The organism is Parabacteroides bouchesdurhonensis, from assembly GCF_900186615.1.
GTDB lineage: Bacteria > Bacteroidota > Bacteroidia > Bacteroidales > Tannerellaceae > Parabacteroides > Parabacteroides bouchesdurhonensis.
In genome coordinates this window covers 1,288,624-1,304,230 of record NZ_LT896588.1, presented here as the reverse complement: position 1 = coordinate 1,304,230, position 15,607 = coordinate 1,288,624, and the positions used below count along the sequence as shown (strand labels likewise).

Sequence of the window (15,607 nt, the reverse complement as noted above, 5' to 3'; positions counted from 1 at the left end):
GTTTATTAATAAATTGCCAGGTATGTATAAAGTATTACTTTTGCATTTGTATTAAAACGAAAACCTTTTCTATGAGACGAATTGTATTTGGCTTGCTGCTATTGGCAAGTTTTCAATCTTATTTATATGCTGTTGATAACTTACGTTTGGCAGATATACGCAGTATTTCCATGGGTGGAAATGAAGTTACTCAATCTGCTTTTTTCAACCCTTCATTAATAGCTTTATCCGAGTCAAAATCCATACAAATCAATTATTTCAATAAATACTTATTAAAGGAATTAAGTACTGTAAATGTCAGTTTTCGGTATCCTGATAATTTATTATCGGCAGGTGTTGATATCTTTTCTTTTGGATACGATGCTTACAGGGAAAGTATGTTTCGTTTATCTTTAAGTAAACAACTGTCTGAAAAGTGGTCGTTAGGAGTGTCTGTACAATATACTATGTTGCAAACGGAGTTAACAGAAAGAACAGTTTCGGGATTATCAACAGACTTGGGAATTACAATTCATCCGGTTGATAATTTGTTAGTAGGTATGTTGATAATGAATTTACCGTCTGTACCAATTAAAAATAAAGGAGTTGAAATAAAAGATTTTATGCCTTATTTGTTACAATTAGGTTTTCAATGGGAAATTATTAATGATATGTTGATAATTGGTAGTTTAGGTACAAGTAAGGAACATATATTACTGGGAAATGTAGGTTTTGAATATACAGTTTTCAATGTATTTCATATTCGGGGAGGAATAAGGGGAAAGCCGTTTATACCTTCTTTTGGATTTGGATATGATTTATCCGGTTTTACTATTAATACTGCGGCTACATATCATTCGGTACTGGGAATAAGTACAGGCATTGGCCTATCATTTTCTTTTTAAATATGCTTTACTATGGAAAGATTTAATCTATCGTTTATAACCATGTTAATATACTTGTTGATTAATGGTTATAATGCTAAAAGTCAAACTTCTTTTTCTGTTGATAAATGGATGGAATATGTAGAGGAAATGGTTCAAAATACAGAAGATACTGAAAAGTTGGAAACAGTATATTCGGAACTGTCTTATCTTACCGAACATCCTTTTGAATTAAATTCAGTTACTGAAAAACAATTACAGAAATTACCCTTTTTGTCTGATATTCAGATAAAAAATATAATAAATTATAGAAATAGATATGGGAAAATGGTCACTGTTTACGAACTGAAAAATATTGAAAACTTGGATTTACAAACTATTGAATTACTCCTTCCATTTGTATATGTTGGTGATATATCTGTTGATAAACGTCCTTTTACAGTGAAAAACCTGTTGAAATATGGTTCTAATGAATTACAAATCAGATATGATAAATGTTTTCAACAAAAGAAAGGATATGGTTCATATCCTGATAGTATATTACAACAATATCCGAATAGGAAATATTTAGGAGAATCCTTTTATACATCTTTACGTTATTCATACTCATTTGATGATAGATTTCAATTTGGTGTGGTTGCAGAAAAGGATGCAGGAGAACCTTTCTGGAATCAATATCATAAAGGGTATGATTATTATTCATTCCATTTTTTTCTGAAAGATATAAAGATGTTGAAAACTTTGTCGATAGGCGATTATAAAGTTTCTTTCGGACAAGGTTTGGTAGTAAGCAATGACTTTTCTCTTAGTCGTACTTCCATTGTTACTCAAGCTGAAAGGAGAAATAATGGTTTTAGAAGACATTTTTCAACAAATGAAAATGACTTCTTCCGTGGAGCGGCAGCAACGGTTAATATAAAGTCTGTAGATATAAGTTTCTTTTATTCTTTGCGTAAGTTGGATGCAAATGTACAGGATAATGTTTTCACATCTATAAAAACAGATGGTTATCATCGTTTGAAAAGAGATTGGGAAAAGAGGTATAATGTTAAAATGCAGACGATAGGAGGAAATATCCGGTATGCAACACCCAATATATGTGTAGGTATAACAGCCCTCTCCTACTCTTTTGGAAATGATCAAATGATGCCGGAATGGAAACCATATAATCATTTCTATTTTCGTGGAAATAATAATGTAAACGCGAGTATTGATTACCTGTTTAAAAATAACAAGATTAAATTCTATGGAGAAACAGCTGTTTCTAAGAATAAAGCACTGGCAACTTTAAATGCAATACAATTAACTCCGGCTTCTTATATGTCATTATTGCTCTTATATCGCTATTACGACAAACAATATCAGGCTTATTTTGGAAATGCTTTTTCGCAAAACTCATCTATACAAAATGAACAAGGGTTATATATGGGAATTCAATTTACTCCTATTCCTTATTGGAAACTGTCAGCCTATGCAGATTTCTTTCGTTTCCCATGGTTAAAATACGGTGTTTCTTCGCCTTCCTCCGGTCAAGAGTACATGCTACAGGCGGACTATACGGCAGGAAAGAACTTTTCGGCTTATATACGTTATAAATACATGCAGAAAGAAAAGGACTTGTCAGTTCCGGATGATAATAATATAGCTGTTTCGCCTTATAGCCGGCAGCGGATACGAATACAGACGAGCTATCATTTTTCGGCTTCTTTTATTTTCAAAACTTCTGTTGATGGTATTTTGTATAAAGAAACTGGAAAATCCGGTAAAGGCATTATGTTCTCTCATAATGCAGGATGGATTCCTCCAGCTTTGCCTGTTCAAGCCAATTTGTATGCTGCCTGTTTTTTCACTGACGACTATTCCAGCCGGATAAGTTCTTATGAGAAAAACATTCTTTATGTATTTAATATGTCGTCTTTTTATGGAAAGGGAATACGTTTATCCGTCGTATTTCGTTGGGATATATTGAATAAATTATCTCTTTTTGCTAAATGTGCATACACACATTATATGGACAGGGATGTTATCGGTACGGATATGGAGGAAATAGAAGGCTCAAATAAAACAGATATTTATGCTTTACTTAGATGGAAATTTTAAAACGCTTTTGTAGTTTTGTATGTTATTATAATCTGATGATAAATGTCTGTTAATAAAGTTATGTCAACAATTCTTTTTGATAAAATAGTTTTCGGCCCGGTTCATAGCCGCCGATTAGGTGTTTCTTTAGGAATGAATTTATTGCCGACCGATGGTAAACTTTGTTCATTTAATTGTATTTACTGTGAATGCGGATTGAATGAAGAACGTCGTACACATAGTAAATTACCGTCTCGTATAGAGGTAAAAGAGGCTTTGGAAAAGAAATTAGAAAGCATGCAAGCTGAGGGAGTTGCTCCTGATGTAATTACTTTTGCGGGAAATGGCGAGCCAACTATGCATCCGGAGTTTGCCGGAATTATTGATGATACAATAGCAACCCGTAACAAATTCTTCCCAAAAGCTAAAATAGCTGTTCTTTCCAATTCCACTATGCTTCATAAGGAAGAAGTATTCCACGCATTGAATAAGATTGAAGATAATATATTGAAGTTAGACTCTGTTTTAGATAGCCGGATACAACAATTGAATGTACCTAATTCGCCTTCTTTTACCTTTGATAAGTTGTTACAACAATTGTGTCGTTTTAAAGGTAATCTTATTATTCAAACGATGTTTTTAAGAGGTGAAATAAACGGAGTAAATATAGATAATACCACAGAAGCTGAAATAAACGGTTGGATTGAAGCCTTAAAACAAATTCGTCCTAAACAGGTAATGATATATACCATAGACAGAGAAACGCCTGTAAAAGCCTTGAAAAAGGTTTCTAAGGATGATTTGGAAATAATAGCCGATAAAGCTCGTAAAGCAGGCTTTGATGTAACGGTTTCTGCGTAAATAAAAGGCTATCTGTGATGGATAGCCTTCTTCTGTATTATTTCTGTTTACCAAGACGCCAGATTACTATGCCTTTTTGGGATAAAACCAATGAATCAGCGTCTATTTTATTTATTTGTAAAGTATCGATGCCATCAAAGCTTTGTCTGTTTCCTATGCTTTTATAATTAAGGAATAATGTGCGGTCTTCTAAATTCCATCCGTCAATGCTTAAAGTGGCCATATTTACGGATTGTGCCGTTCCATCTTGGTTTAACGTAAAACCTTGCACTTCTTTCGGAGCAATTGGATTAGGTTCTATCCACGTTCCTTGTATATAATAATAAGGAGAATGTCTCAGTATTGACAATTCGGTAGCGGTCAATATTTTTATACCCTCCATATCTTTATTTACACAAGTTACTTTTACGGAATCATAAAGCAATACACCCGGAACTTTTTCAGGATTTGCATTCATTGTGCTGATATTTACCGTATTTCCGTCGGAAGTTGCCAATGTAATATTATTCATACTGGCATCAATAACAGTTCCGTTTATAACTTTTAATTCTGTAACATGTTTGCATGCTGTTATACCTGAAATAACTGCAACTAAGCTGATAGTTATAAGAATATTCTTTTTCATCATCATTGTTTAATTTATTATTTACGTTTTATACCTTGTATAACCTTTACATCATTGTTTGTATGGAACTTAAAGAAGTATGTACCGGGAACAAACGAATCCGTGTAAATTACTTCTTCCGGAGACTTGATACGTTTTACAACTTTACCGTCGGCAGAAATAATTTCCAATAATTCTACTTTTTGTGCATTGTTTATTCTTATTTGTTCATTAAACACAATCGGATTTATAGTAACATCATCATTATTTATAGCATTTATGCTTACGGTTACTTCATTTTCTGCACTTGCCAAGGTGCTTTCTTCGTTATTATAAACAGCAGATACTGCATATGTATAGTTGCCGCCTTTAACATTTTTGTCTGTATACAAAGTTTCCTGTACGGGTGTTGTATTTAACTTTATATTATTACGATATATGTTATATCCTGTTATTTCAGGGAAAGCCGCAACCTGACTGCTGCGTGTTGATAATTCTCCTTCTTCGGAAGTAACAACGCCATTTACTATAAAGTTGTAATCAAAAACGGTACTGCTTCCTTCCGGATTATATAAATAAGACCAGCTTTTCCCATCTTTTGATATAAGATTGCCTTTTCCGTTTATGGCAGGTCCTGGATCACAGACGGCAGGATACTCGGTCTCTTTATAATTGCTGGCGTAGATAGCAATATTCAAATTCTTGTTGGCATTAATTACATACGGAGTTTTTAAAGTAATAGTGTTTATTTCACCATAAACCGGATTACTTATTTGTTGTTCATATTTGTTTTCCATCTCTCCCTGAAAAATAAGAATGGAATAATTGCCGGCTTTTGGCAAAAACTTAACAGCAGTAAGTAACTTTTTATGGAAAGGTTTCAGTTCGGCGGCATCCCAGGATTGACCGAAATAAAATGGAGTGCCTGCAAAACCCATAGAGATGTAATAGGAATTACTTCCCCAATAAATGGTTTGTTGATAGACCGGTGCTTTCCAACTTACCAATACGTTATTGGAGGAAGTTTCTTTTGCTGTTACATTTGTAGGAGCTTTATAAATTGTAATCAGAATAGTTGCACTAACAGTAGACGACTCTTCTTCGTCTTCATATATGGCCGATACACTATATGTTTGTGATCCTTGTTCTATAGATTCATCGGTATATGTAGTTTTAGTGGCATAATCTATCAATGTGTTGTTACGGTAAATCGCATATTTTGTAATAACATCTGTTGTTTCCGGTGCAACCCATTTTAGTGTTACTGCATTATTGCTATATGAAAGCGTTAAATTGGAAGGAGCCGCTTTTCTCTCGGTTGCATAACGTCCGGGTAATTGAGTGACTCCTTTTTTTACAGGATCTAACCAAATATCCATACGGGTAGTGTCCGAATCTGCAAATTTATCCCAATGATAAAATAATTTTCCATATATATTCGAACCGTTCGGTTTCTTGTCGCAATCGGAGTCACCCCCTGTCAACGTCCCTACTATCAGTTTCTTTTGATTGAATAAAGGAGAACCGGATGAACCCCCTGCAGTTACCCCGTGCCCATTGGCTGTTTCATTGAAAATAACCTCCCAATGGGCATTCTTATATCCTTCGTTAAACATATCTAGCCATGTGGTAGTTATTGCCGGAGATTTAAATGTAGATATTTTCTGATAATCTCCTTCGGGATGATGAATACCGACGCCCGATTGTGCCTGCGTATCACTTCTGTCCCATCCATTGTAGTATACATTATAACTGGCAGGAATAGATTGATTTAATTTCAGCAATAATCCGTCCGAACCTCCATTAAGCGGAGTAGACGCTACTTTTGTACAACCGGACATTGTGTTTGGTTTATAGGCTGTAGAGGTGTTGGAACATTGCGTACGTTCATAACCAAAGTAAAACATCCATTGGTTGTACTCATCTTTACTTGTCGATTCATCGAAGCTTGACTGAGTGCAATGAAATGCTGATAAGATATAAGGAGTCAAGTCTTCTTTGGTATTATTTATCAAAGAGCCGGAACATAAATAACTGTAATTCCCTATTTTCTCTATTATCTTGCAAACGCCTTTTTTTTCATTTTGCCAGGCATCACCTTCCTCACAATTTATATTTACCATGCAACTTGTTGTGCTTTTTAAAAGTGAGGTGTTTTGTGATATATACAGATGATTGTATCCATATCCGATACTTTCTATTTTGATACGAGGCTGTTCGTCATTATTTGTTGCCGGTACGTACTCAAGTACGATATCATCTCCGGCAACAAACTCGGTGGCAAATTTCTCCGTAGGAGGATTTGTTATCGATGTATAAGCGCCCAGTACCTGTGTTTTATCTGTATTGTAAATAAACAGTTTTCCCCCCTCGGGAATATAAAAATCTTTGTAATAAAGCATTATAGCAATAGCACCTCCTGCCTGGATACGGAGTTGCCAGATTTTTTCATTATTCGTTAATGTAGTCCAACTGCCGTCTTTATCAATACTTAAATCCGTGTCAATTAATTTAGCTACACGTAAAGGAGCGCCTTGGCTTACCTGCCAGGCATCTACGGATTTTAAATCTTCAACGCTAAAATCAACAGGTATTTCAACAGGAGCTAAAGCACTTTTCAATGTATTCCGATCGTTGAAACTGGGAGGCAATCCTCCTTCACTGATCTGTGCATTCAAATGTATTGTGCTCAAAAACAGGGCACATATAATGCTCATTGGGAGGGTGAAAAAAAGAAAATGCTTTTTATTCATCTTGTTATAACTGTATCAAATCAAACCTAACCAGGTTGACTTATTGTAATAGGGTTTATGAACAGAAATCAAAGATACATGAATTTTTTTCTAAATAAGTCCGTAATAAACAAAAAACATACCGGAATTAAGTTTTAAACACAGCACTATCTAGTAAAAAGTTCCTGAATATTTATTCTTTTGACCTGGCTAGAAATCAATTTTGACCAGGCTCAAAAGAATAAAATGACGGGATCTTTTATATAAAAGGTAGGAAGGATGGGGTTAATATTTAGTAAGTCCTTTTATTATTTTTATCATGTAATGATGAAAAGACAATAAGATTTATGTATAGCCGTTTAATAAAAAACATATATTAAACAAATAATGATGATAAAAACGTTATTAATCTTACTGGCTATTTTATCTATCCAGTTAGTAAAGGCTGTGGAATTAGAACCTCGAATAGGATTGTCCTGTTCGCATAAATGGGGATTACAGACCGGTGCATTGTTGGGATTTAAGGTTACGGATAAATTTTTTATTCAACCGGGTGTATTATTGTATAGCGGGGACTATTGGAAAAGGAATACCTCTAAATGGGATATGGGATTTAACATCCCTGTGTATGCATCCTTTCGTCTTCCGGTTAGTGAAGTCACAAAAATAAGGCTGAATGCTGGTCCTTATTTGGGTATTGCTTCATTAGGAAGATTGGGCGTTTCAGCCGAAGCAGGAATAGATATAAAGAAAGTGTTTGTAGGAATAGCTGTTTTTCAGAATTGCATAACTGATAAAAATACACAGTTGGGAGCATCAATCGGATATAGATTTTCTTTGTAGTATATATATAGTTATTATTTAGAAAGTATTCTGTTGCAAGCAGAATAGTATGAATAAATGGCAGAATACCTAAAAAGAGTGATTGTATAAAAGGTATATACTGTAAAACAAGGGGAAACGATTACCTAAAAAAGGTGATTGTTTCCCCTTTTCTTTTTGTAGACCTTTGCCTTCTCAATACAATAATGATTTATAGGTAATAAGGTGAAAAGATATTTGACAAGAATTGGTTTGACATTCCTTTTTATAGTAGGGGCTTTGTCTTTATGGGCGCAACATACAACGATGTTATCCGGCAGAGTAGTATCGAAGGAAAAGGAGAGTATGGATTTTGTAACTGTATATTTAAAGGGTACTACTTATGGAAGTACTACAAACGAACAGGGTCTTTATCATCTTCATGCTCCGGCAGGTAAATATACGCTGGTCGTTTCGGCTATCGGTTATGAAACGGTAGAGAAACCGGTAACATTAATTCAGGGTCAAAGGACAAAAGTGAATGTGGTGATTGAATCTAAAGCTACGGAACTGGATGAGGTGGTAGTAGTTTCCAACGGAATTAGCCGGTTAAAACGTTCTGCTTTCAATGCTGTTGCCCTCGATACGAAAGCTTTACAAAACTCTACGCAAAACCTGAGCGAAGCATTAGCGCAAGCTCCGGGTATGAAGATACGTGAATCGGGCGGGGTAGGTTCGGATATGCAGTTGATGATGGATGGTTTTACCGGAAAGCATATTAAAATATTTATTGATGGTGTACCGCAGGAAGGTGTAGGCAGTTCGTTTGGTCTGAATAATATTCCGGTCAATTATGCTGAACGTATCGAGGTATATAAAGGAGTTGTTCCTGTTGGTTTCGGGACGGATGCTATCGGCGGAGTTATTAATATTATTACCAAAAAGAATCAGAAAAGATGGTTTCTGGATGCTTCTTATTCTTTTGGATCGTTCAATACTCACAAATCTTATGTCAATTTCGGACAAACATTCCGGAGCGGCTTTACTTATGAAGTAAATGCGTTCCAAAACTATTCGGATAATGATTATTATGTGGATACTCCTGTAAAAGACTTTGCGACGGGAGCAATTAATAAGAAAAAGATAGAGCATGTAAAACGTTTTCATGATAAATATCATAATGAAGCTGTTGTTGGAAAAATAGGCTTTGTAGATAAGAAATGGGCGGATCGTTTGATGTTTGGTTTTACGTGGTCGAATATGTATAAGGATATACAAACCGGAGTACGGCAGGAAGTTGTATTTGGTGGAAAATACCGCAAAGGTTATTCTCTTATGCCATCGTTGGATTACCGTAAAAGAGATTTGTTTACAAAGGGATTGGATGTAGCGTTGACTGCTAATTATAATAAGAATATAATGAATAATGTTGATACATCTTCTTATGAGTTCAACTGGCGCGGTGAAATGCGTCCTCTTAAAATGCCCGGAGAGCAGTCGTATCAGAATACCCGTTCGGATAATAATAACTGGAATGGAACGTTGACGGCTAATTATCGTATCGGTAAAGCGCATATGTTCACTTTTAACCATGTGATAAATGCCTTTCACCGTTCTAACAAGTCACTCCTGAATGAAGATTCCGAAGCAAATGCTATACCTAAAGAAACCCGTAAAAATATCAGTGGCCTTTCTTATCGCCTGATGCCGATGGAGCATTGGAATGTATCGGTGTTCGGTAAATATTATAATCAATTTATAGCAGGGCCTGTTGCTTCAAGTACCGCTCAGGATACATATATACGTACTACTAATTCCGTCAGTGCTATGGGATATGGTGCGGCAGGAACTTATTTTATCATGAAAAGCCTGCAGGCAAAATTGTCTTATGAAAAGGCTTATCGTTTGCCAACTAACGAAGAAATGTTTGGTGATGAGGACCTTGAAACCGGAGATATAGCTTTGAAGCCTGAGAATAGTGATAATATAAATGTCAATTTGAGCTATAACGAGATGTTCGGTAAGCACTCCGTATATGTGGAAGGCGGTATAATCTATCGTAATACAAAAGATTATATTCAGCGTAATATCTCTGATCTGAGTGGTGGTAAATATGGGGCGACTTATGTGAACCACGGCAAAGTGTTGACTAAAGGGTATAATATCTCGGCTCGTTATGGTTTTGCCAACTGGATAAGCATAGGAGGGAGTTTCACGCAAATGAATGTACGTGACAATGTAAAGACCGTTAGCAGTGGAACAAATCAGGAAAGCCTGACGTATGGCGCGCGTATGCCGAACCTGCCTTATCAATTTGCTAATTCGGACATCACTTTCTATTGGCGAAATCTGGGAAAGAAGAGTAATATGCTGACTGTTACTTATGATAACTTGTATATGCATAGTTTCCCGCTTTATTCGGAAGTAATCGGCAGTGAATCTGAATTTGTAGTGCCTACGCAATTCTCACATAACCTGACTTTCTCGTACGGTATGCAGAACGGACGTTATAACATATCCTTTGAATGCAGGAATTTGACAAATGAAAAGTTGTATGACAATTTTAGTTTGCAGAAAGCCGGTAGAGCTTTCTATGGTAAAGTGAGAGTTTATTTCGGAGGCAAATGATTTCTCCTCAAATATAAATAAAAACAATTATTATTTTAAATCGATTTTAATATGAAAAAGAACTGTTTAAACTGGAGCTTAGCTGCTATCCTGTGTATGGGTTTGACAACTTCCTGCGATGATGATGTTCCTAATGGCGGAGGTGGTGATAATGGTGGAGACGATAGTGCCTTATCTAGCTATGTTATCGCAGCTTCAGTTGGTGATGCCAATTCTTTACTAACTGCCGATAAGCTGAATGAAGGTACTGTATCTGCGAAAAATAACGGTACAGTAACGGAAAGCGGAACTCAATGGATTTTCTATGGAGATAAGTATTTGTATCGTTTGGTGTATAACCAGGGGAATGCAGGCATAACTTCTTCGTATGTTCTGAATGCAAAAGGGAAAGTGGAAGAACGTGATAATACGTATGAAATTAAACGATTCACGTCTTATGGTATCTACAATAACTATATTATTACTTCTTCTACCGGTGATCTGGGCGAACAGTATTCCGATGAAAACGGCTATTTGCCTAAAGGATTTCTTCTGTCTTATCTGGATGTGGTTAATGAAAGTTTTACTACAAACAGTGATGTGATTATGTCGGAGAACTATCTGGGTAATGGCGAATTTGTTACACTAGCCGGTATTTTGCAGGTCAATAATAAAATTTATTCTGCCGCTATTCCAATGGGATTAAGCAAATATGGGGTGAAGGCAGAAGGTGGTCGCTATGTAAAATATCCGGAATTGGTAAAACAAGAGTCTGGTGGCAGTGGTAGTGGTGCTTACGAAAAAGGTGAGTTGCAATGGACGCAATATCCTGACGAAGCTTGGATTGCTATCTATGGCAACGAGAAATTTACAAATCCGAAGTTAATTAAAACAGATAAAATCAGTTATGCCTGTGGACGTAATCGTTCTCAATACTACCAGACAATTTGGGCGGCAGATAACGGGGATGTATATGTTTTCTCACCAAGTTATGCAAAGACGATGACTGCCGATGTTCAGAAAACGAGTTTACCTGCTGGTGTTGTACGTATTAAAGCCGGTACTGAAGATTTTGATTCAGATTATTATTGCAATTTGGAAGAACAGACAAATGGTAAGGCTTTTGTGCGTTGCTGGCATATTACGGAAGATTATTTCATGCTGTTGATGTATGACAGGCCATTGACCGAAACAGGTTTTACCGCTAATCAATTAGCTATCTACAAAGGTGAAGATAAGAAACTTACTTATATAACGGGAATGCCTTCTACAGATATTATTTCCGGTTTCGGAAATACTCCGTATACAGAAGATGGTATTGCTTATATACCTGTAACAACTACCGATGGAAGTCAACCTGCTATCTATCGTATTGATCCGAAAACAGCGATGGCAACTAAAGGTATCACTGTTGAATCCGACCAGATTACAGGAGTAGGAAAGCTAAAAAGCATATGAAAAAGATTTTTCGCAAGATACATCTTTGGTTGTCCGTTCCTTTTGGATTGATCATTTCCATAATTTGCTTTTCCGGAGCTGCTTTGGTATTTGAAGATGAAGTAATGGAGTTATGCCGGCATGACTTGTATTATGTGAAGAAGGTAGAAGCAACGCCTTTGCCTATTGGCCAACTGGTAGAAAAAGTGACTGTTATTCTTCCGGATAGTGTATCGGTTACAGGAGTCAGTGTTTCTTCCGATCCGGATAGGGCCTATCAGGTTAGTTTATCTAAACCTCGTCGTGCTTCTATCTATGTAGATCAATATACGGGCGAGATAAAAGGAAAAAATGAACGTGCGGCTTTTTTTATGTTTATGTTTCGCACACATCGTTGGCTATTGGATAGTATGAAGCCGGATGGAGGTGTTTTCTGGGGAAAGATGATAGTGGGTGTCAGTACTTTATTATTTGTATTTATCCTTATAACAGGAGCTATAATATGGATTCCGCGTTCGGCTAAAGCACTGAAGAACCGGCTGAAAATTGTAATGAATAAGGGTTGGAGAAGGTTTTGGTACGATTTGCATGTGGCTGGTGGAATATATGCGATTGTTGTTCTACTTGTTTTATCGTTAACAGGACTGACCTGGTCTTTCTCTTGGTACAGATCGGCTTTTTATAAAGTATTCGGTGTGGAGATGCAACAGCAACCTCAACATGGCGGACAACAACAGGAGGCAAAAACCGAACAAAAACGTGGAGAAGGAAAGTTAAATGGAAAAGGAGAACGGGCGGATAAACCTCAGAACATATTTGCAAGTTGGCAAAGTGTGTATGATGTATTAAGCCAACAGAATCCGGATTATAAGCAAATTACTGTTAGCAACGGGTCGGCAAAAGTCTCTTTCGACAGATATGGAAATCAACGTGCTGCCGACAGTTATACATTTAATCCCGGAAACGGAGAAATCACCGACATAAAACTTTATGAAGACGCAGATACTTCTGGTAAAATACGCGGATGGATATATTCTGTACATGTAGGCAACTGGGGTGGCATGTTTACCCGGATAATTACCTTTTTAGTTACCTTATTCGGTGCGACATTACCTTTGACCGGATATTATTTATGGATTAAAAGGTCCTGGAATAAGAGGAAAAATTAAATAAAGGAGGTCTTTAAGAGACCTCCTTTGCTTTTTCAATAGCTTCATTAATATTGCTGCAAATATTTTCCGCTCCGATTTTTTTATTAAAGCCCGACTGTATAAGAACTTTACGTACTTGTTCGTTCACACCGGACAGTATCACATGAATATTTTCGGCCTGTGATAGACGTAACAAACTTTCCAGATTATGTAAGCCGGTTGAATCCATAAACGGGACTTTACGCATACGTATAATACGTACATTGGGTTTATCGCCCATACTTTTCATTATACTATCGAACTTGTTGGCTACTCCAAAGAAATACGGGCCGTCTATTTCATAGACTTCTACTCCTTTAGGTAATATGAGTACTTCTTTGTCGTGAGGTATCTCACTTTCATCCGAAAGATCTATATGGTCGGTGGTAACTGAGATATGTGTCGTTTCCGCTACACGGTGCATGAATAAAAACATGGCGATTAGCAAACCTATCTCTATGGCAATCGTTAAATCGAAAACTACAGTTAACAGAAAAGTAACTAATAATACGGATACGTCACTTTTGGGATTCTTCATCAATGAACGGAATGTACGCCATTCACTCATATTGTATGATACGATAATTAACACACCGGCCAGACAAGCCATCGGAATATGTTTGGTTAGCGGACCTAAGAACAATAATATCAATAATAATACAACAGCATGGATAATACCGGCTACCGGTGTCCGTCCGCCATTGTTAATATTCGTCATGGTACGTGCAATAGCACCGGTTACGGGAATACCTCCGAAAATGGGAACAATGATGTTTGCGGCACCTTGAGCAATCAATTCTGTATTAGAGTTGTGTTTATCTCCTGTAACACCGTCGGCCACCGTAGCGGACAGTAAAGATTCGATAGCTCCTAATATGGCGATAGTAAATGCAGAGGGGAGCAGCAAGTTGATAGTTTCCATGTTAAAAGTAATAGGCGCAGGTTGAGGCAGTGATGCATTGATTGTAAACCGGTCTCCAATCGTTTCTATACCGCTAATGCCTAAATGATTACGCATTACATAAACAATGATGGTCATTATGATAATAGCAATTAATGAACCGGGTATTTTTTTTGAAAACCGGGGAGTAAAAGCTATGATAATGATACTAATTATACCAATCAGTAACGACCAAAGGTTTATTGTATTAAACGCGTCAAAATAAGCGATCCATTTGGAAATGAAATCAGCAGGTACTTTCTCTATCGTCAGACCGAATAAATCTTTCATCTGTGTGGTGAAAATAGTTAAAGCAATTCCACTGGTAAATCCGACAACAATGGGATAAGGAATGAACTTTATAACAGTGCCTAGCCTGAGTGCCCCCATCACTATCAATAAGATACCGGCAATAACCGTTGCAATGGCAAGCCCTTCTATTCCGAAGTTTTGAATAATACCATATACAATAACAATAAATGCTCCAGTAGGACCACCTATCTGTACGTTGCTGCCTCCTAGTAAAGAAACAATGAATCCTCCGATTATTGCTGTAATCAATCCTTTTTCCGGACTGACACCGGATGCTATACCAAAAGCAATTGCGAGAGGAAGAGCTACGATACCGACAATGATACCCGCCATCAGATCTGACGTAAACTTTTCTTTTGAATAATTTCTCAGCGCAGTTAAAAGTTTAGGCTGAAAATCGAGTTTGCTGTTCATTTTACCTTTTATCCTACTAGACTAAATAATTTTGCAAAGATAAGTATAAATTTTATTTATATTCTGATAGAAAATATTTAACAATTGAAATTGTGTTGTTGGAAAACTATATGTATTTTTGACTTGTTAATAAATAGGGTCGTTATTTGTTTACAATTCACTACATATATTAGTATTATGGAAAAGAGTATTAAAGGTACACGTACAGAACAGAATTTATTAAAGTCATTTGCCGGAGAATCACAGGCAAGAAGTCGTTACACATTTTTTGCAAGCGTAGCTAAAAAAGAAGGCTATGAACAAATTGCAGGTGTATTTATGGAAACAGCTGAACAGGAAAAAGAACATGCAAAGCGTTTCTTTAAATTCCTTGAAGGAGGCATGGTAGAGATTACTGCTTCTTATCCTGCCGGTGTAATTGCTACTACAGCTGAAAACCTGGCTGCTGCTGCTGCCGGTGAAAATGAAGAATGGGCGGAGTTGTATCCTGAATTTGCAAAAGTTGCAGAAGAAGAAGGTTTCCAAGAAATAGCTGTTGCTTTCCGTATGATTGCAAAAGTGGAAGCAGAACACGAAAGACGTTATCGTAAATTATTGTCAAACGTTCAGGATGGAAAAGTCTTTGAAAAAGACGAAGCTATTTTCTGGCAATGCCGTAACTGTGGTTTTGTTATTGAGGCAAAGAAAGCCCCTCAGAAATGCCCGGCTTGTTTACATCCACAGGCATATTTCGAGCCGATGAAACAGAATTATTAATTTTCTCTATT

The 15,607-nt window shown here is 36.5% G+C and carries 11 protein-coding genes; 8 read left to right on the top strand and 3 right to left on the bottom strand.

Going from position 1 to position 15,607, the window contains the following annotated elements; all coding sequences use genetic code 11:
- Positions 1 to 71 precede the first annotated feature (71 nt).
- From C1721_RS05690 to C1721_RS05680, 3 genes are read left to right on the top strand one after another with little or no spacing between them, the layout of a single operon-like run.
- Complete coding sequence (locus tag C1721_RS05690) at positions 72 to 884, top strand: PorV/PorQ family protein (RefSeq protein WP_102407502.1); 813 nt, start codon at positions 72 to 74, stop codon at positions 882 to 884.
- Positions 885 to 896: 12 nt separating this feature from the next.
- A complete protein-coding gene (locus tag C1721_RS05685) occupies positions 897 to 2,963 on the top strand; it encodes a helix-hairpin-helix domain-containing protein (RefSeq protein WP_102407501.1) in 2,067 nt (688 codons plus the stop codon).
- Between the two features lie 60 nt (positions 2,964 to 3,023).
- Positions 3,024 to 3,803, top strand: a complete 780-nt coding sequence (locus tag C1721_RS05680; RefSeq protein ID WP_102409258.1) for a radical SAM protein — start codon at positions 3,024 to 3,026, stop codon at positions 3,801 to 3,803.
- Positions 3,804 to 3,840: 37 nt separating this feature from the next.
- Here C1721_RS05680 and C1721_RS05675 read toward each other — a convergent pair whose 3' ends face one another.
- A complete protein-coding gene (locus tag C1721_RS05675) occupies positions 3,841 to 4,434 on the bottom strand; it encodes a lipocalin-like domain-containing protein (RefSeq protein ID WP_234347353.1) in 594 nt (197 codons plus the stop codon).
- An 11-nt stretch (positions 4,435 to 4,445) separates the two neighbouring features.
- On the bottom strand, positions 4,446 to 7,160 hold the full coding sequence (locus tag C1721_RS05670; protein WP_102407500.1) for a T9SS type A sorting domain-containing protein: 2,715 nt from the start codon (positions 7,158 to 7,160) through the stop codon (positions 4,446 to 4,448).
- A gap of 366 nt (positions 7,161 to 7,526) precedes the next feature.
- Here C1721_RS05670 and C1721_RS05665 point away from each other — a divergent pair, with 366 nt between their 5' ends.
- The 4 genes from C1721_RS05665 (at position 7,527) to C1721_RS05650 (ending at position 13,153) form a co-directional block, all read left to right on the top strand.
- Positions 7,527 to 7,982, top strand: coding sequence for a hypothetical protein (locus C1721_RS05665; RefSeq protein WP_102407499.1), 456 nt, complete (start codon positions 7,527 to 7,529; stop codon positions 7,980 to 7,982).
- A gap of 216 nt (positions 7,983 to 8,198) precedes the next feature.
- Positions 8,199 to 10,568, top strand: coding sequence for a TonB-dependent receptor (locus C1721_RS05660; RefSeq protein ID WP_420872728.1), 2,370 nt, complete (start codon positions 8,199 to 8,201; stop codon positions 10,566 to 10,568).
- 51 nt (positions 10,569 to 10,619) lie between these two features.
- The gene (locus tag C1721_RS05655; RefSeq protein ID WP_102407497.1) at positions 10,620 to 12,005 is read left to right on the top strand and encodes a DUF4374 domain-containing protein; all 1,386 of its coding nucleotides are present in this window, start codon (positions 10,620 to 10,622) and stop codon (positions 12,003 to 12,005) included.
- Positions 12,002 to 13,153: a PepSY-associated TM helix domain-containing protein gene (locus C1721_RS05650; protein WP_102407496.1), complete on the top strand. Its 1,152-nt coding sequence runs from the start codon at positions 12,002 to 12,004 to the stop codon at positions 13,151 to 13,153. Before C1721_RS05655 ends, C1721_RS05650 begins: the two co-directional genes overlap by 4 nt.
- Positions 13,154 to 13,166: 13 nt before the next feature.
- Here the strand turns inward: C1721_RS05650 and C1721_RS05645 are convergent, their stop codons facing one another.
- A complete protein-coding gene (locus tag C1721_RS05645) occupies positions 13,167 to 14,840 on the bottom strand; it encodes a SulP family inorganic anion transporter (protein WP_102407495.1) in 1,674 nt (557 codons plus the stop codon).
- 177 nt (positions 14,841 to 15,017) lie between these two features.
- Between C1721_RS05645 and rbr the strand changes: the two genes are divergently transcribed.
- Complete coding sequence (gene rbr / locus C1721_RS05640; protein ID WP_102407494.1) at positions 15,018 to 15,596, top strand: rubrerythrin; 579 nt, start codon at positions 15,018 to 15,020, stop codon at positions 15,594 to 15,596.
- Positions 15,597 to 15,607 lie beyond the last annotated feature (11 nt).